The following is a 16,321-nucleotide window of genomic DNA, read 5'->3' on the forward strand; positions in this document are numbered from 1 at the left end:
GCCCCGTCGTCGTGCGACCAGGCCAGGCGATTGGTGCTCTTGGATGGGGCGGTGAGGACGGTTCTGCCGTCCTCACCGCTCCGGGCCCCCCTTGGAGAAGGTACGGTGGGGCCGGTACAGCCCCCGCACAACTCACGCACAGCTCATTTACCCGCCCGCTTGTCCGGGTGTGGTACGCGTGGTGGCACATGGCAGCGTCCACATGCGAGGTGCCTGGTTGCGTTTCGAACTCCTTGGCCCGTTCCGGGTGTACCGCGACGGCCGACCGGTTCCACTGGGCTCGGTGAAGCAGCGTCTCCTGCTGGCGACCCTGCTGCTGCGCCCGAATGAGGTCGTCGGCACCAACGAGTTGACCGCGATGCTGTGGGGTGACGAAGAGCCGGCGTCGGCCGCGGCGAATCTGCGCACCTATGTGCGCGGGTTGCGGCGGTCGCTGGGCGATGGGGCGACCTGGGATGGGATAACCGCTGCGGCCGGCGGCTACCTGCTGCGGGTGGGCCCAGGCGAACGGGACGTGGACCTGTTCGACGCCGCGGCGGTGCGTGGCCGCGAGGCGCTCGCCACTTCCGATCTGGGCCGGGCCGAGGCCGAACTGTCCGCCGCGGTGCGCCTGTGGCGTGGTGCACCGCTGTCGGACCTGCCGCTGCGCTCGACGCTGGCTCGGCGGGTGGCGCAGTTGGAGGAGCGCCGGCTGCTCGTCGAGGAGGACTACGCCGAGGCGGTGCTGGCCCTCGGCGCGTCGGCCGACGTCGTGCACCGGTTGCGCGGCCTGCTCGACCGGCACCCGCTGCGGCAGCGGGCGTGGGGCCAGCTGATGGTGGGCCTGTACCGCATCGGAGACGTAGCCGGCGCATTGGATGCTTTCCGGCAGGCCCGACAGACGCTAGCGGAGGAGACTGGCCTCGATCCCGCACCTGAGCTCGTCGCGCTGTACGACGACATCCTGCATCACCGCCCGGGACTGGCGGCGCAACCGCCAACGGGGTCGGACCGGCTGCTGCCGGACACGGCAGTGGGGCCGCTCATTCAGCGCCCCGAGCAACTGCCGCGTGCGGTGCCGGAGTTCGTCGGACGCAGCGCCGAGCTGGCCAGCCTCGACGGGCTTCTGCGTGGCGGGGCTGAGGCGCCGACGAGCGGCGCCATCTCCGTGGTGTCCGGCATGGCCGGAGTCGGCAAGACGGCCCTGGCGATGCACTGGGCGCACTCGGTTGCCGACCGCTTCCCGGACGGCCAGCTCTATGTGAACCTTCGCGGCTACGACGAAGCCGGCGTGGTGTCCCCACCCGACGCCCTGTCCGGCTTCCTCGAAGCGCTCGGCGTGCCCCACGCCCGGATACCCTCCGACATGGAGGCTCGGACTGGTCTCTACCGCAGCCTGCTGGCCTCGCGGCGGATGCTCCTGGTGCTCGACAACGCTCGTGACTCCGCCCAGGTGCGCGCCCTGCTGCCCGGTGCGGGCCGCTGCATGGTCGTGGTCACTAGCCGTGACCGGCTCGGCGGCTTGATCGCCGCCGAATGTGCCACGCCGTTGACACTGGACGTGCTCACGGCGGAGGAGTCGAGGAGCCTGCTCGCCAGACGTCTCGGGGTCAGCCGGATCGCCTCCGAGTCGGTGGCGGTGGCCGACATCATCGAGGCCTCAGGCCGGCTTCCGTTGGCGCTGTCGATAGTGGCGGCGCGCGTCGCGACACATCCCACCTTCCCGCTCAGCGCGATCGCCGCCGAACTGTACTCGGCCGAGGCGAGGCTGGACGCGTTGGCCGACGGCGACGTCCGGCGCGTCTTCTCGTGGTCGTTCCTGGCCCTGGGCCCGGACGCGGCCCGGCTGTTCACCCTGCTGGGGCTGCATCCGGGCCCGGACCTGACAACCGCTGCGGCCTCGGCGCTCGCCGGTGTGTCTGCCGCTGCCGTCACGCCGATCCTGCGGGAGCTGACCCGGCTCCATCTGCTGGCGGAGCACGCGCCCGGCCGGTTCGCCTTCCACGATCTTCTGCGGGCCTACGCGGCCGAGCTCGCACAGTCCTCGGAGCGCGGCGACGAACACGTCGCGGCCCGACAGCGCCTGTACGACCACTACCTGCACGCCGCCTATCCGGCCGCCCGGCTACTCCAGCCGCAGTGGCCCCCGATCGAGCCGGTGCCGCCGCTGTCCGTACCCGCCAGGCGGCCGGTGACCGATCACGACGGCGCGCTCGCCTGGTTCACTGCGGAGTATCGGGTGCTGGTCCGGGTGGTCCGACAGGCCGCCGAGAACGGCTTCGAAACGTACGCTTGGCAGCTCGCCTGGGCGCTGACCACCTTCGTGGCGCCGCGCGGCCTCTGGCAGAACCAGCTCGCCATCCAAGAGGTCGCGCTGGGGGCCGCGGAGAAGATCGACGACCTAGCCGGTCAGGCCGTCGCCAACCGGCTGGTCTCCCGCGCGCTGACCCGACTGGGCGACCGCACCACGGCCGAGTACCGGCTCAAGCGCGCGCTTGAGCTGCACGAACGTCTCGGCGACCCGATCGGCCAGGCGCAGACGCTGCACAACTACTGCGAACTCTGCTACCTGGACGGCCGGCTCGACGAGGCGCTCGCGCACGGTCGCGAGGCGCTACGGCTCTATCGACAGGTCGGCAATCACGCGGGCGAAGCCCGGACCCTCAACGCGATCGGTTGGCTGCTCGCCACCACCGGCGACTATGTCCAGGCCATCGCCAGCTGCACCGAGGCCCTCGACCAACAACGGCGGACCGACGACCGCAACGGTCAGGCCGCGACGCTGGACAGCCTCGGCTTCGCCTACGACCGCCTCGGTGAACGCGACCGCGCGGCCAACTGCTACGAGCAGGCGATCACACTCTTCCGCGACTCCGCGGACCGGTATCACGAGGCGGAGACCCTCATCCGTCTCGGGGAAACCCGGGAAGGGATGGGCGACCGGAACGCTGCCGCTGCCGCTTGGCGCCTGGCGGCGCGGATCTACGAGGACGTGGGCGACCCCGCAGCCGAGGAGGTCCGCCACCGCCTTGAACGTCTGGTTCCGTCCTAGTACGGGCCAGAGTCAGGCGACGTTGTGGGGGCGGAACTGGACGCTCACCCGGGGGCCGACGGGTCGGGTGGTCTTGGGGATGGCGTGTTCCCAGGTGCGTTGGCAGGAGCCGCCCATGACGATCAGGTCGCCGTGGCCCACCGGAAAGCGCAGGCTCTCGCCGCCGCCGCGTGGGCGCAACAGCAGGGGTCGGGGTGCTCCGAAGGAGACGATCGCGACGATCGTGTCGGTGTGCGCCGAGCGGCCGATGGTGTCGCCGTGCCAGGCCACGCTGTCGCGACCGGAGCGGTAGAGGCACATGCCGGCGGTGACGAAGGGCTCTCCCAGCTCGGGCGCGTAGTGCCCGGTGAGCGCGGCCCGCGCGGCGGTGAGCACGGGGTGGGGGAGTGGCCTCGCGGCGTCGTACCAGCAGAGCAGGCGGGGGACGTCGACCTCGGCGTCATACATGGTGCGCCGTTCGGCACGCCAGGGCACCTCGGTGAGCAGGGTGTCGAGGACCGTGTCGGAGCCTTGCACCCAGCCGGGGAGGTGGTCGACCCAGGCGCCCCGGCTGAGCTGGTGCCGGCGGATCTGGCCGGGAAGTGGCCCCAGGGCCGGCCCGGCGTCGGCCAGGTCGAGCATCGACGGCTGGTAGGCGGCCTGCGTCATGCGACCACCCTAGCAGCACTTTCGTACACCCGTACTAGCGGTGAGCCGTGTCGGCCCGCTCCGACCTTGGCCTTGCGGTCAGCCGGGGACGGCGGCGGCGCGTACGGCGTCGAACACCGCGTCCACCACCCGCGCCCGGCCCTGCCCGTCGACGGTGGCCCAGGCGCGCGCGGCGAGCGTCGCGCGCCGCTGCGGTGAGCTGAGCAGCCCGTGCAGGGTCCGCGCCGCCGTCGCGCGGGCGGCTCGTCCGGCGACGCCGCCGGCGGTCAGCTCCGGCAGCTCGCCGAGGCCGGCGGCCAGGCCGTGCCGCACCACCCGGGTGTACGACTCATGTTGGTTGTCGACCACGCAGACCAGTGCGCTGGGCGCGCCGAGGCAGCAGAGTTCCCAGGTGGACGTGCCGGCGGCGCTGACCACGAGGTCGGCTTCGGTTATCAGCGCCGGCAGCGAGGTGGTGGGCGGGACCGGTCGGATGGTCTGCCCCCGACCGGGCGCGACATCGTCGACCTCCGCCTCGATCTCGGGTCGTCCGACGATGACAGTGAGGTCCATCGGGTGACCGGTGGCCATCAGCACCCGGGTCAGGACCGGGGCCGCGCCGACCGCGTCGGTGCCGCCGAAGAAGGCCAGCACCCGGGGGCGGCTGACCGCAGTGGCGGGCGGGACGACCGGCGGCCGGGCGCTGACCACGCTGTCGCGCAGCAGGGCGTACGCGCTCCCGGCGAGCAGCCGACCGGGCAGTTCCGCTGCGAACCCCGGCCCCGGCAGTGCCGCCCCGGAACCCAACCCCGACAGCTCCGCTCCGAAGTTCTGGTCGAGGTAGAGGTCCGCGACCTGGCCTCGGCTGTCGCCGTCGATGATGGCGAGGGTGTAGACGCCGGCGGCGCGCAGGGCGCCGGCCCCGGCCGGGTCCAGTTCGTAGGAGTCGAGGACCAGCACGTCCAGGTGGTGTCGGCGGGCCGCCTCGACCAGCTCGGCCGCCGAGTCCGGGCCGGGGAGCAGCGGGATGCCTCGCGCGGCCAGCTCCGCGGTTGCCCAGTCGAGCCGTTCGACGGTGCCGAACACCGTGACGTCGGCGCCCCGGGCGAGGAACTCCTCGGCGAGCGCCAGGCAGCGGACGAGGTGGCCGACGCCGCGCCGTGGCCCGGCGTCGCAGCGCAACCCGACCCTCAGGGTGCTCAGGACTCCTCCAGGTGCTTCTGTCGTACGTCGGCGTTGAGCGCGCGCAGCCGGGGCTGACCGTCGAGCCAGTCGGCGAGCTTGGCCAGCGGCACGCTGACGTCACCGAAGTGGTCGATGATCGCGCTGACCAGCGCCCAGTCCTGTTCGGTGTCGAGGGTGAGCCGCAGCGCGGAGCGATCCGGGGTGAGCGTCACCCCGAGCACCCGGAACAGCTCCGGATGGGTGTACGCGTACGAGGTGACGTGTACCCGGTGGTGGTCGGTGGCGAGCCGGCCGAGGGTGCGCAGCGTCTCCGCTCGGATGATCTCGACGTCCAGCCCTCGGGGCAGGGTCCGGGCGATCGACGTGCTGGCGTAGTCCAGCCCGGGGACCGCCCGGTACACCGACGCGACCACTGTGATGATCTCCGGGTCGAGCAGGGGGCAGTCGGCCGTGAAGCGCATGACGGCGTCTCCCGGGTGCGCCGCGAGGGCGCCCACGAACCGGTCCAGCACGTCGTCGACCGGCCCGCGGTGGCACGGCACGTCGAGCCGCGCGCACTCGGCGGCCACCGCGTCGTCGACCGCGTCGGTGCTGGTGGCGACGACCAGGTCGGCCAGGACGCCGCTGTCCCGGGCGGCGCGTACGACCCGGCCCAGCACGGAGCGTCCGGCGAGCGGGCGGAGCACCTTGCCGGGCAGCCGGGACGAACCCATGCGTGCCTGCACGATGCCGACGATCCGTGGCCCCGCGTCGTCCGCGGCGACCACGGGCACCGGTACGGCGGTCACTGCTGCTCCTCCTGCTTGGGGGCCAGCACCGCTGTGGCCCGGCGTTTGGCGGCGCGGGCACCCCGCTTGGCCAGCCGGGCCGGGGTGATGGCGAGCCGGCCCACCCGGTAGCTGAGCGACCCGCTGAGCAGGCCGATCGTCGTCTCGGCCCGGCGTAGCGCCCGTTCCCGCGAGGTGAGCAACTCCTCGGTCCACGCGGTCAGCGCTGCCAACCGTGTGAGTTCCTCGCGCTGGCGCAGCCACGCCTCGCGTAGCTGCTGGTAGCTGTGCCCGCCGACCGGCGGGTCGGTCGGCGCGACGGCGTGCAGTTCGGTGGCGAGGCCGACAGTGGCGCCGGCGTCCAGCCCGTGCAGCGCGGCGGCAATGGCTGCCTCGGCCTCGACGGCCTCGCTGACTGTCGCGCGGTCGAGGTCGTGGCCGGCGATTCCGCCGAGCACCACTGTCAGGCCCGCGACGTCGAGAGTGGACGACCACGGGTGGGCGTACCCGCCGGTGAGCAGGCCCGTGGCGAAGCGCCACAGCCCGCGGGCGAGCACCACGTCGCCGGGCAGCGCGGCGGTGGCCCGCCAGCTGGGGTCGAGCACGGCGTACCGCTCGCCGTCGACCACCACGTTGTCGGTGCCGGCCAGCGCCGCCGCACCGGCGATCCGGCCGTCGGTGTCGGCCTGGTCGGTGAGCCAGCCCGCGTACCCGCGCAGCAGCGCGCGCAGGGTGGCCAGGTCGCGGCGCACTGCCGCGTCGAGCAGCAGGGTACGCAGCAGCCGGCCGGACGGCACCGGTCCGGACAGCGCCTCCGCGTCCCGGTACGCGGCCTCGCGGCTGGCGAACGGCGCGACGGCCGGCGTCGTCGCGTCGGTGGCCGGGATGAGCCCCCAGCGCCAACCGGAGGGGCCGTGCAGCACCTCCAGCACGCCGATCCCGGGTCGACCGGTCTGCACGAGGGCCACCGGCAGGTCCGCCTCGATGGTCGGCGTGGTCGGGTCCGTGGGGTCGGCGGGCCGGTGGGCGAGGGTCAGCCAGCCCGGTGCGAGGTCGGCGGCGCGCCCGGCGTGCAGCGCGTCCACCGCGAGCCGGGCCGGGTCCTGGAGCACCGTGGCGCCGGTGAAACCCCCGGCGCAGGCGCCGTGCAGCACCGCGTCGAACAGACCGGAGCCGGCGTCCCGGTCGAGGTGGTCGGCGTCCAGCAGCGCCGTCGGGGTGTTGACACCGGGGTACGCGGCCCAGCACGCGGCCGTCCGCAGCCCCGCCGCGCCGAGCCGCTCGCGCAGTTGGTCCCGGTTGGCCGGGTGGGCCCGGTCCAGCACGCCGCCGATCACCCAGGCGGAGTCGTCCCGGCGGGCGTACCAGGGGGTGGTGTCGACCAGCCGGTGCAGGCCCAGCGGGTTGTCCAGGCGCAGCAGCAACGCGCCACCCGGTCGCACCGCGGCGACGAGTCGCGCCAGCACACCGTCCCACCCGAGCCGGGCGCCCTCCACCGACTCCACCGGGTCCAGCCCGGCAGCCGCTATCACCACGTCGTACGTTTCGTCGTCGGGCAGCCCGGCCGGACCACCCACCACCACGCGGGCGGCTCGGTGCGCCAGCGCCACCGCGTCCGGGTGGCTGCGCAGCAGACAGGTGACCTCGGCGTGGGTGAGCTGGTCGAGCAGTGCCGGGTCGTGTGGACCGGCCACCAGGACCCGGGCGCCGGGCGGCACCAACCGTGCGGCCAGTGCGGCGAGCGGTCCACCGTTGGCCAGCCGTTCCTGCGGCAGGTCCGACCAGGCCAGCATCTCGCCGCCCGGCAGGGTGATCCGGTCGGCGGGTGCCGTCTCAGTCGTCACGGTCTTCCTCTTCCTCCTGGAGGTTCGCCCAACCGAGCAGCTCGCGGAGCTCGGCCGGCGTGCAGCGGTGGTCGGTGCCCAGCTCGGCGCGGGCGATCTCGACAGCCGTGGGCAGGTCGACAGTGCTGCCGTGCAGCTCTGGCCACTGCCGTCGGATCCGAGCGGTGCCGCCGAAGGTGGGGTCCTCGTTGGACAGGATCATCGGGTCGCCGTAGACCGCAGGCTCGCACCCGGCCGCGATGCCGTAGAAGATCGCGCTGGTCAGCCGGTTGGATGCTACCCGGCGGTGACGCCGCAGCTCGGTGAGCTGCCGGTCGAGGAACTCCGGATCGGTGTCCTTCCACCAGTGTCCCCGGTAGCCGTGGCAGATCACCCGGAACCCGGCGCGCTCGTAGAGCCGGCGCACGTTGCGCATCCGGTACTCGTGCCAGTAGAGGCAGACGGTGACCGGGCCGGGCTCGGTGTCCTTGATGAGGGCGATCAGTTTGCGGTGGTCGCCCTTGACGTGTTGACCCTCCCAGCCGTGGAACGGGTACCAGATGGTGCCGTCGCGCTCCTCGGCCGGTGGTTCCTCGGGGCGCATGGCCAACAGGTAGCTGAACGGCGCGCCGATGACGACAACGTTGCGTCGCCCCACCGACCAGGCCCGGCGGCGGGTCTGCTCCGACCAGAGCAGGCTGGGGGTGCGGTCGGCGTACGGGTGGCCGGGGGCCAGGCCGTCGCCGATGTTCCAGCCGTGCTGCACGTACCCGTTGATCCGGGGTGGGTGCCGGTCGCCGAGGCCGGCGTACCGGGCCAGCACGTGCGCGTGGCCGTAGAAGTGGTTGGCGTGGTGCATCAGGTTCCCATCACGCGGCGGAACGCACCGGGCCGCGCCGCACCGCGGCGGTCAGCGCGTCGATGACGCGGTCCTGGTCGGTGTCGCTGAGCCCCGGGTACAGCGGCAGCGACAGCTGCTGGGCGTAGAACGACTCGGCCACCGGGCAGGACCCGCGCCGGTAACCCAGGTCGGCGAAGGCTGGGTGCCAGTGCACCGGGATGTAGTTGACCTGGACGCCGATGCCGGCGGCCCGCATCCTGTCGTACACCTCGCGGCGACGTCCGTCGAGCACCCGGATCGGGTAGAGGTGCCACGCCGGGTCGGCCCACGACCTGCGGTTCGGCAGCAGTACGCCGTCCAGGTCGGCCAGCGCCTCGTCGTAGCGGGCGACCAGGGCGCTGCGGCGGGCCGTGAACTCGCCGAGCCGACGTAGTTGGCTGCGGCCCAGGGCGCAGAGCACGTCCGGCAGCCGGTAGTTCAGCCCGAATTCGTGCACCTCCTGGTGCCAGCCACCCTCGTCCGGGAAACGTAGGTCGTCGCGTTCGCGGACCACGCCGACGCCACGGAACCGGCGGGCCCGCTTCAGGATCTCCGGGTCCAGCGCCGCGACCGCGCCGCCCTCGGCGGTGGTCAGGTTCTTCGTGGGGAAGAACGAGAACGTGGTCAGATCGGCGAGCGAACCCACCGGCCGGCCGTGGTACGTCCCGCCGATCGAGTGCGCCGCGTCGGCGAGCAGCAGCGCGTCGCTGCCCTCGACCGACGTGCGCAGCGCGTCGTAGTCGGCGGGGTGGCCTGCGTAGTCGACAGCGGCGACGACCTTCGTCCGCGAGGTGACAGCGGCGGCGGCCGCCGCCGGGTCGAGGCAGAACGTCTCGTCGTCGACGTCCGCGAACACGATCGTCGCGCCGAGGGCGACAGCGCTGCTGGCGGTCGCCACGAACGTCATCGGCGGGACGACCACCTCGTCGCCCGGCCCCACCCCGGCGGCCGCGTACGCCACGTGCAGCGCCGCGGTGCCGTTGGAGACGGCGGCGACACCGACCCCGCCGGTCCACTGGGCGAGGTCGGCCTCGAACGCGTCGACCTGCGGACCGGTGGTGAGCCAGTCGCCGCGCAGCACGTCGGCGACGGCCGCGACGTCGTCCTCGCTGATCGACTGCCGGCCGTACGGGAGCATCCCCGTCATCCGTTGATGCCGAGCATGTCGCGCAACTGCTCGACGGTGAGCCACTCGTCGTTGGTGTCCGACTGGTAGGCGAAGCCGTCCGGCACCGGGTCGCAGTCGACCGGCGCCTGGTAGCCCCAGGTGGCGATGGTCGGCTGGACGATGAACCGGCCGTCGGCGCGCAGCGTCCGCCGGCTGTCGTCGGGCGCGATCATCTCCTCGTGCAGCTTCTCGCCCGGCCGGATCCCGATCTCGTGGGTGGTGGCGTCCGGGGCCACGGCCTCGACCAGGTCGAGGATGCGCATGCTCGGGATACGCGGCACGAACAGCTCGCCGCCCTGCATCTGGTCGAACGAGTCCATGACGAACTGCACGGCCTGGTCCAGGGTGATCCAGAAGCGGGTCATCCGCTTGTCGGTGATCGGCAGGCTCTTGCCCTCGGCGGCCAGCCGGCGGAACAGCGGGACAACCGAGCCGCGGCTGCCCACCACGTTGCCGTAGCGCACCACGGAGAAGCGGGTGGGGTGCTGGGCGGCGTAGTGGTTGGCCGAGACGAACAGCTTGTCGCCGACCAACTTCGTGGCGCCGTACAGGTTGATCGGGCTGGACGCCTTGTCGGTGGAGAGCGCGATGACCTTCTTGACGCCGGCCTCGATCGCCGCGTCGACGACGTGCTGCGAGCCGGTGATGTTCGTGGCGATGTACTCCGAGGGGTTGTACTCCGCGGTGTCCACCTGCTTCAGCGCGGCGGCGTGCACCACGTGGTCGACGCCGTGCATGGCCCGGGTGAGGCGGTGCCGGTCCCGGATGTCGCCGATGAACCAGCGCAGCCGCGGGTCGTCGCCGAGTTGCTGGCGCAGCTCGTACTGCTTGAGCTCGTCGCGGGAGAACACCACCACGCGGGCGGGGTCGGCCTCGTTGAGGATGTGCCGGAGGAACGTCCTGCCGAAGGAACCAGTTCCCCCGGTGATCAGAATGGACGATCCATTCAACTCACTCAATGTGGTGCTCCCGTGTCAGTGGATGAACGAGCGGCAGTGGGCCGGCCGACCGGGGTGACACGCTAGCCATGGCGGGTTAACTCCTCGGCGCTCGCGGGTGAACCACAACCTGTGCCTCCGTGAATGCCGAACACCGCGCAGGCGAACACTTCCGACCACCCCGGATGTGGGCTGACCTGGTCTGATCGGGCCGCTACAGTGACCGCGCGAACGACCCGGCGACGCGGCGCGCAGCCGGGTCCCACGTTCACCTGACATCCACACCGGCTCGGTGCGAGCGGGCCACCCCGGGCGTCACCGACACCGGCCGGTGGGCCCGTCGGATCAGCGCGGGCCCGGTCCGGCCGGCAATTCTGGAGGCGTTCATGGCACCCGGTAGTGACGTGATCGAACGGCCGGTGGTGGCGGCCGAGACGCCGAGCGGCCCACCCGCCCGACGTTGGCTGGTGCCGCTGCTGCTGGTCGTCGGTTGGGTGCTCAGCGTGGCCTGGCGGATGTGGTGGTCCCGGCACATCGTGCTGCCGATCGCCCACACCGACGAGGACAGCTACCTGAACACCGCCCGTGCGTTGGCCGGCGGCCCGGGGGGCTTCAGCAGCGAGAACGACCTGCTGCGCCGGGTCGGCTACCCGATGCTGATCTCGCCGGCGTTCCTCGGGGACCGGGACTTCACCGACAGCTACCGGATCGTCCAGCTCATCAACGCGATGGTGAACTCGACGCTGCTGCCGCTGGCGTACCTGTTCGGTCGTCGTCTGTTCCAACTGCGCCGCTCGTACGCGCTGCTCGGCGCGGTCGCGGCGGCGACCCTGCCGGCCACCGCCTTCTACGCGGGCGTCGCCATGATCGACGCGGTGATGGCGCCGCTCGTGGTCGCCTGGCTGCTCGCCGTGCACCGCTGGATCACCCGGCCCGGCCCGCTCGCCGCCGCCACGGTGGGCCTGCTCGTCGGCGGTTTCCATCTGCTGCACTCCCGCGGCCTGGTGATCGTGGCCGTGCACGCCGGGCTGGTCCTGCTGCTGTTCGTCCGCCGCCGGATCAGCCCGCCCGTGGTGCTCGCGGCGCTGCTGCCGGTGCTCGCCATGGCGCTGGTCAACGAGGCAGCCATCCGCTACCTCGGCGGCAAGGTCTACCTGCTCGGCAGCACTCCCGGCGGCGGCACGCTCGACGCGATCGCCTCCGCGCAGGGTGTGGTCCGGGTGAGCGCCGCGGTCACCACCCAGCTCTGGTACCTCGTGGTGATCACGTTCGGACTGGCCGGGGTGGCCTGGGCCGGCGCCGTCCGCGAGCTGTGGCGCCCACGGCACGGCGACGCGGCCCGCTGGACGATGGGCGTGGCGCTGGTGGTGACCGTCGGGGTGGCCGGCGGCGCGTCGGTGATCCTGTCCGGCATCACCGGCAAGCCGCTGGACGCCATCTACGGGCGGTACGTGCAGATGCTCGCGCCGTTCTGGCTGCTGGTCGGGCTGGGGGTGCTGTTCACCGCCGGGTGGCGGGTGGTGCTGCGCCGGGCGGCGGTCGCTGTGGCGTTGCTGGTCGGTGGCGGTGCGCTGATCGCCGCCCGACTCGCGTACGTGGCCAGCCAGGGCCACCAGCTGCGCTACGGCGGTTTCAGCGCGCCGGACCTGGTGGCGTTGACCGGGGGCTGGCGTGAGCTGCGACCGGTGGTCGGGTCGCTGGTCGGCATCGCCGGCTGTGTGCTGCTCGTCGCCGCGGCCCGGGTGCCCCGCCTGCGGCTGCCGATCCTCGGCGCCCTCGTGGTGGTCAACCTCGTCACGATGCAGGTGATCGACCAACGGATCGTGCGACCGACCGCCGAGAGCACCGCCCCGACGCCCCGGGTGGCCGACGTCGGCGTACGCCCCGGCGAGCGGGTGTGGGCCTCGACCGGTGTGCACTACGTCCTCCGGTTCAACCTCAGCCACCAGGTGACCTGGACCGACGTCCGGTGGTTCGGCGACAAGCAGCCGCCGGCCGCGGCGCAGGTGGTGTTCGCCCGCTGGGCACCCGGGCAGGCCGACGACTGGGACGGCACTGCGTACGGCTTCGTCCGACTCGGCGGCAACCCCGAGCAGCACTGGGCAGCCTGGCGACGGGCCTGATCCACCGCACCCCGGTGGACACCGCTATTCGTTAACGGCGGATGTCCACCGGGAGCACTGTCGGTTAATGGTTCCCGTCCATTGCGGGAAAGGGTCCGACAATCAGCGTTGGCGGCGGTCCGCCCGAGCCAGGGAAATCGGGACGACGGTGATTTCCCGACCGTCGGACAGCTCCTGTCGCGGGGTGCCCTCGACGAATCGGAAACGTCGGTTCATCTGTCGTACGACGGTATTGTGGCCGAGCACCTCGCCGTCGAGTCGGTCCAGGTGCAGCCCGTCGAAGGCGTACTCGACGGCCTCCCGCATGACCCCCAGCCAGGCCGGCAGTGTCTCGCCCCGCCCGTCCAGCCCCTCGGCGTCGAGATAGAAACCCCACGCGCCGGTGCGGGGGCCTTCCAACCGCAGGTCGAAGAAGGTGACCACACCGCAGGGCCTGTCGTCGCGGACGTACACCAGCACCCGCCGGGACCTGTCGTCGCGGACCGCCGACCACCACCGGGCGTGCTCCTCGGCGGTGATCTCGTGGCTGGTCTTGCTGACCTGTCGATTGGTTTCCTGATTACGCCAGGACAACATCAGATGAACGTCGTCCGTCGTCGCTTCGCGCAGCACGTGCGTCTCGCTTTCCTAGCCGTTCACGTCGGGTTCCGGCACCTTACCCGGGCCTACCGGGAAATCAGATATGCATTCGTTGGGTTGTAGACTGCGGCGCATGAACGAATTGAGTCGCGCGCAGATCCGCGACCTCATGGCTCAGGTGCTGAAGAATCAGGACAAGGAGCTGCCCGCGGACGACGCGGCGCAGTTGCGGGAGATCGGCTTCCGATCGCTCGACTTCTCCGAGCTGGCCCTGCGGGTGGAGGACGAGACGGGGGAGGAGCTCAACTTCGACGCCCCCGGGCTGCGTCGCATCGCCACGGTCGGGGACGTCCTCGACTTCCTCGTCGAGCTTCAGCACCAGTGACCGTCGCGACGTCGCGCCCCCTGACCCCCGCCGGCCCGGAGCCAGCCGGTGTCGACAACCGGCTCGTCGTCGGTGGCGCCGCGCTGACCTGGCGTTCGCTGCCGACGCCCATCCTGCCCGACCCGGCGGCGGTGCTCGCCCGCTCGGCAGTGCACGCGCTCACCGCCGCGCGACAGCACGCCGTGCACCGCACCGAGCTGCTGCTCAGCACCGCCAGTCGGGTCGACGCGGCGCTGCGCACCGAACTGCTCGAGGCCGGGTTCACCGTCGGCGTCCTCGACGACGACGGCGTGCACCCGAGCGCACCGGCCCGGCCGCGAGCCGCCGAGCCGGGCCGGCTCTGGCTGCTGACCTCGGGCTCCACCGGGCGTCCGAAGCGGGTCGGGCACACCCTCGACACGCTGACCACAGTGCGGGCCGACCAGCCCGACCGGACCTGGCTCTGCCCGTACGCCCCGGGCACGTACGCCTGGTGGCAGGTCGTCACCCTGTCGCTGACCCAGCCCGGCCAGCACCTGGTGGTGGTCGAGCCCGACGAGTTGGACGACTGGCCCACTGTCGCGGCCACCCACGGGGTGGATGCGGCCTCCGGCACCCCTACCTTCTGGCGGCGCACCCTCTACCGCGACGCTGAGGCCCTCGCTCGGGTGCCGCTGCGCCAGATCACCCTCGGCGGGGAACCGGTGGACCAGGCGATCCTGGACCAGCTCCGGGAGGTGTTCCCGACGGCCCGGATCTCCTGGATCTACGCGTCCTCCGAGGTGGGGGCGTCCATTGTGGTGCACGACGGGCGGGCCGGGTTCCCGGTCGACTGGCTGGACCGGGAAACCCCGGGCCGGCCGACGCTCTCCGTCCGCGACGACGAACTGGTAGTCACCTCCCCGTACCACGGGGCCGGTCTCGCCGGCCCGGTCCGCACCGGGGACCGGGTGCAGGTGCTCGACGGCCGGGTGCTGATCACCGGCCGAATGGACTCCGACGAGATCAACGTCGGTGGAAGCAAGGTCTCCGCCGGTGTGGTCCGCGGCGTGCTCGCCGGTCATCCGGCGGTGGCCTGGGCCCGGGTGACCGGCCGCCGCGCCCCGGTACTCGGGCGGATGGTGGTCGCCGAGGTGGTCCTCGCCGCTGCCGACCCGTCCTCCGCTGACACCGGTGTGCCCGACGAGGCCGCGCTGGTCCGCTGGTGCGCCGACCGGCTCCCCGAGCACGCGGTGCCGCGCCGCATTCGCGTCCTGACCGACATTCCCGTCAAGGAGACCCTGAAGAGCGATGTCTGAGCCCGCTGACACCCCACTCGTCCCGCCCAGCTCCGTGGTCCTCGTCTCCGGCGGTTCCCGTGGCCTGGGCCTGGCCATCGTCACCGACCTGCTCGACGCGGGCGTACGCGTGGCCGCGTTCGCCCGCACCATCACCCCGGAGTTGGAGAAGCTCGCCGCCGAACACCCCGACCGGGTGCATGTCGGCTCGGTGGACGTCACCGACCTGCGTGCCGCGCAGAGCTTCGTCCGCGAGGTGGAGCAGCGCCTCGGCCCGATCGACGGCATCGTCAACAACGCCGCAATGGGGCAGGACTCCCTGCACGCGCACACCGCCACCGACGACATCGCCCGGATCATCGAGACCAACCTGACGGCCCCGCTACAGCTGACCCGACTGGTGATCCGCCGGATGCTCGCCAAGGGGCTGCGCGGGCGGATCGTCAACATCACCTCGATCTGCGGGCAGCGCGGTTTCCCCGGCCTCGTCGCGTACTCGGCCACCAAGGGCGGCATGGACGCCGCCACCCGCTCGCTCGCCCGCGAACTGGGCGGCCGGATGCTTGTCAACTCGGTGGCGCCCGGGTTCTTCGCCTCGGAGATGTCCGCCGTGCTCGGTCCGACCCAGCTCGACCAGATCGTGCGCCGCACCCCGACCGGTCACCTGACCGAGCCGGTGGAGGTCACGCCGGTCGTGCGGATGCTGCTGCGGGAGCACACCAACATCAACGGCCAGGTCATCGTGGTGGACGGTGCCGCCGCCATCTGACCTGCGGCCGGTTCCGATCCCGGGGCGGATCGGCCGCACCGGGCCGGCCCTGTCGTCGGGGGCGGGCGGCGGGGCTGCGCCGCGTCCGGTGCCGGGGCTGCTCGTCGCTGCCGAGCGGCACCTGCGTATCGGCGCCCCCGCCGACCTGGCCGACGCGGTGACCCGTAGCCACCTCGACGACGGCCGCTGCGTCGGCTGGTACGGCCCATCGACGCCCGGTTGGCGGGTGGCCATCGACGCGGAGCGCGCCGACGCCCCGGTGCCGCCGGCGCTGGCCCGCCGGTTTGGCGCGGGTGACTTCTGGGCCCGGTGGACCCAAGCCGAGTGCTGCTGCAAGCTGGCCGACGTGCCGGTGGCGGCCTGGTGGCGGCGTCACGGCCTGGGTACGCCGGCCGACGGCTCGGCGGTCTGGCGGACCCTCTGGCTGGCCGACCTGGTGCTCACCGTCGGCTTCGCCTCCAACGGTCGAGGTGCCGCTGCCAACGGCCGACCCCGGTAAACCCAACCCCCACCCACCCGCCGCCCCGCCGCCCGCCGCCCCCGCCCCGCCCGCCGCCCCCGGCCCACCGGTCGATCATGGAGTTGTGGTGCCTCACAAAGCAGTCACCGGGGGTCCAAACGGCCACCACAAGTCCATGATCGACCCGGGTGGGCCTAGTGCGGGGTGGGGTTGGGTGGGGTGGGTTAGATCCAACGCCGTTCAGTTAAGCGGTTGGGCGGATCGTCAAGGCGTGTCTGAGGCGTAAAGCAGCGGAGCTCCGGTATAGAGGGTGGTCACTCTAAGACGCCC

General features: G+C 72.4%; 14 protein-coding genes. 6 read left to right on the forward strand and 8 right to left on the reverse strand.

The window, feature by feature from the left end; translation table 11 throughout:
* The first annotated feature begins 217 nt into the window (after positions 1 to 217).
* Positions 218 to 3,031 (forward strand): BTAD domain-containing putative transcriptional regulator, encoded by a 2,814-nt coding sequence (locus tag AB0C20_RS07020; RefSeq protein WP_357567560.1) that lies wholly within the window; start codon positions 218 to 220, stop codon positions 3,029 to 3,031.
* A gap of 12 nt (positions 3,032 to 3,043) precedes the next feature.
* Here AB0C20_RS07020 and AB0C20_RS07025 read toward each other — a convergent pair whose 3' ends face one another.
* The 7 genes from AB0C20_RS07025 to pseB all read right to left on the reverse strand — a co-directional run bounded on the left by AB0C20_RS07025 (position 3,044) and on the right by pseB (position 10,440).
* Complete coding sequence (locus AB0C20_RS07025; RefSeq protein WP_357182221.1) at positions 3,044 to 3,679, reverse strand: alpha-ketoglutarate-dependent dioxygenase AlkB; 636 nt, start codon at positions 3,677 to 3,679, stop codon at positions 3,044 to 3,046.
* A 78-nt stretch (positions 3,680 to 3,757) separates the two neighbouring features.
* Positions 3,758 to 4,861: a spore coat protein gene (locus AB0C20_RS07030; protein WP_357567565.1), complete on the reverse strand. Its 1,104-nt coding sequence runs from the start codon at positions 4,859 to 4,861 to the stop codon at positions 3,758 to 3,760.
* The gene (locus AB0C20_RS07035; protein ID WP_357182224.1) at positions 4,858 to 5,631 is read right to left on the reverse strand and encodes a glycosyltransferase family protein; all 774 of its coding nucleotides are present in this window, start codon (positions 5,629 to 5,631) and stop codon (positions 4,858 to 4,860) included. The genes AB0C20_RS07030 and AB0C20_RS07035 overlap by 4 nt, the downstream gene beginning before the upstream one ends.
* Entirely contained in the window at positions 5,628 to 7,454 is a 1,827-nt protein-coding gene (locus AB0C20_RS07040; protein ID WP_357567561.1) for a class I SAM-dependent methyltransferase, read from the reverse strand. The genes AB0C20_RS07035 and AB0C20_RS07040 overlap by 4 nt, the downstream gene beginning before the upstream one ends.
* Positions 7,444 to 8,292 (reverse strand): hypothetical protein, encoded by an 849-nt coding sequence (locus AB0C20_RS07045; protein ID WP_357182230.1) that lies wholly within the window; start codon positions 8,290 to 8,292, stop codon positions 7,444 to 7,446. Before AB0C20_RS07045 ends, AB0C20_RS07040 begins: the two co-directional genes overlap by 11 nt.
* Before the next feature lie 10 nt (positions 8,293 to 8,302).
* The gene (locus AB0C20_RS07050; RefSeq protein WP_357182233.1) at positions 8,303 to 9,460 is read right to left on the reverse strand and encodes an aminotransferase class I/II-fold pyridoxal phosphate-dependent enzyme; all 1,158 of its coding nucleotides are present in this window, start codon (positions 9,458 to 9,460) and stop codon (positions 8,303 to 8,305) included.
* Positions 9,457 to 10,440 (reverse strand): UDP-N-acetylglucosamine 4,6-dehydratase (inverting), encoded by a 984-nt coding sequence (gene pseB / locus AB0C20_RS07055; protein ID WP_210816822.1) that lies wholly within the window; start codon positions 10,438 to 10,440, stop codon positions 9,457 to 9,459. The genes AB0C20_RS07050 and pseB overlap by 4 nt, the downstream gene beginning before the upstream one ends.
* A 365-nt stretch (positions 10,441 to 10,805) precedes the next feature.
* On the opposite strand from pseB, the gene AB0C20_RS07060 reads away from it, so the two are divergent.
* Positions 10,806 to 12,542, forward strand: coding sequence for a hypothetical protein (locus AB0C20_RS07060; RefSeq protein ID WP_357567562.1), 1,737 nt, complete (start codon positions 10,806 to 10,808; stop codon positions 12,540 to 12,542).
* Positions 12,543 to 12,644: 102 nt separating this feature from the next.
* On the opposite strand, the gene AB0C20_RS07065 is transcribed toward AB0C20_RS07060, so the two are convergent.
* On the reverse strand, positions 12,645 to 13,154 hold the full coding sequence (locus AB0C20_RS07065; protein WP_357182239.1) for a GNAT family N-acetyltransferase: 510 nt from the start codon (positions 13,152 to 13,154) through the stop codon (positions 12,645 to 12,647).
* Between the two features lie 100 nt (positions 13,155 to 13,254).
* On the opposite strand from AB0C20_RS07065, the gene AB0C20_RS07070 reads away from it, so the two are divergent.
* Genes AB0C20_RS07070 through AB0C20_RS07085 form a run of 4 tightly spaced genes read left to right on the forward strand, consistent with a single transcriptional unit; the run spans position 13,255 to position 16,030 of the window.
* Positions 13,255 to 13,506, forward strand: coding sequence for an acyl carrier protein (locus tag AB0C20_RS07070; RefSeq protein WP_091401397.1), 252 nt, complete (start codon positions 13,255 to 13,257; stop codon positions 13,504 to 13,506).
* Positions 13,503 to 14,783: an AMP-binding protein gene (locus AB0C20_RS07075; RefSeq protein WP_357182243.1), complete on the forward strand. Its 1,281-nt coding sequence runs from the start codon at positions 13,503 to 13,505 to the stop codon at positions 14,781 to 14,783. Before AB0C20_RS07070 ends, AB0C20_RS07075 begins: the two co-directional genes overlap by 4 nt.
* Positions 14,776 to 15,531, forward strand: coding sequence for an SDR family NAD(P)-dependent oxidoreductase (locus AB0C20_RS07080; protein WP_357182246.1), 756 nt, complete (start codon positions 14,776 to 14,778; stop codon positions 15,529 to 15,531). Before AB0C20_RS07075 ends, AB0C20_RS07080 begins: the two co-directional genes overlap by 8 nt.
* The gene (locus AB0C20_RS07085) at positions 15,515 to 16,030 is read left to right on the forward strand and encodes a hypothetical protein (protein ID WP_357567563.1); all 516 of its coding nucleotides are present in this window, start codon (positions 15,515 to 15,517) and stop codon (positions 16,028 to 16,030) included. The genes AB0C20_RS07080 and AB0C20_RS07085 overlap by 17 nt, the downstream gene beginning before the upstream one ends.
* Positions 16,031 to 16,321: the final 291 nt, after the last annotated feature.

This window comes from Micromonospora sp. NPDC048843 (assembly GCF_040649965.1).
Classification (GTDB): domain Bacteria; phylum Actinomycetota; class Actinomycetes; order Mycobacteriales; family Micromonosporaceae; genus Micromonospora; species Micromonospora hortensis.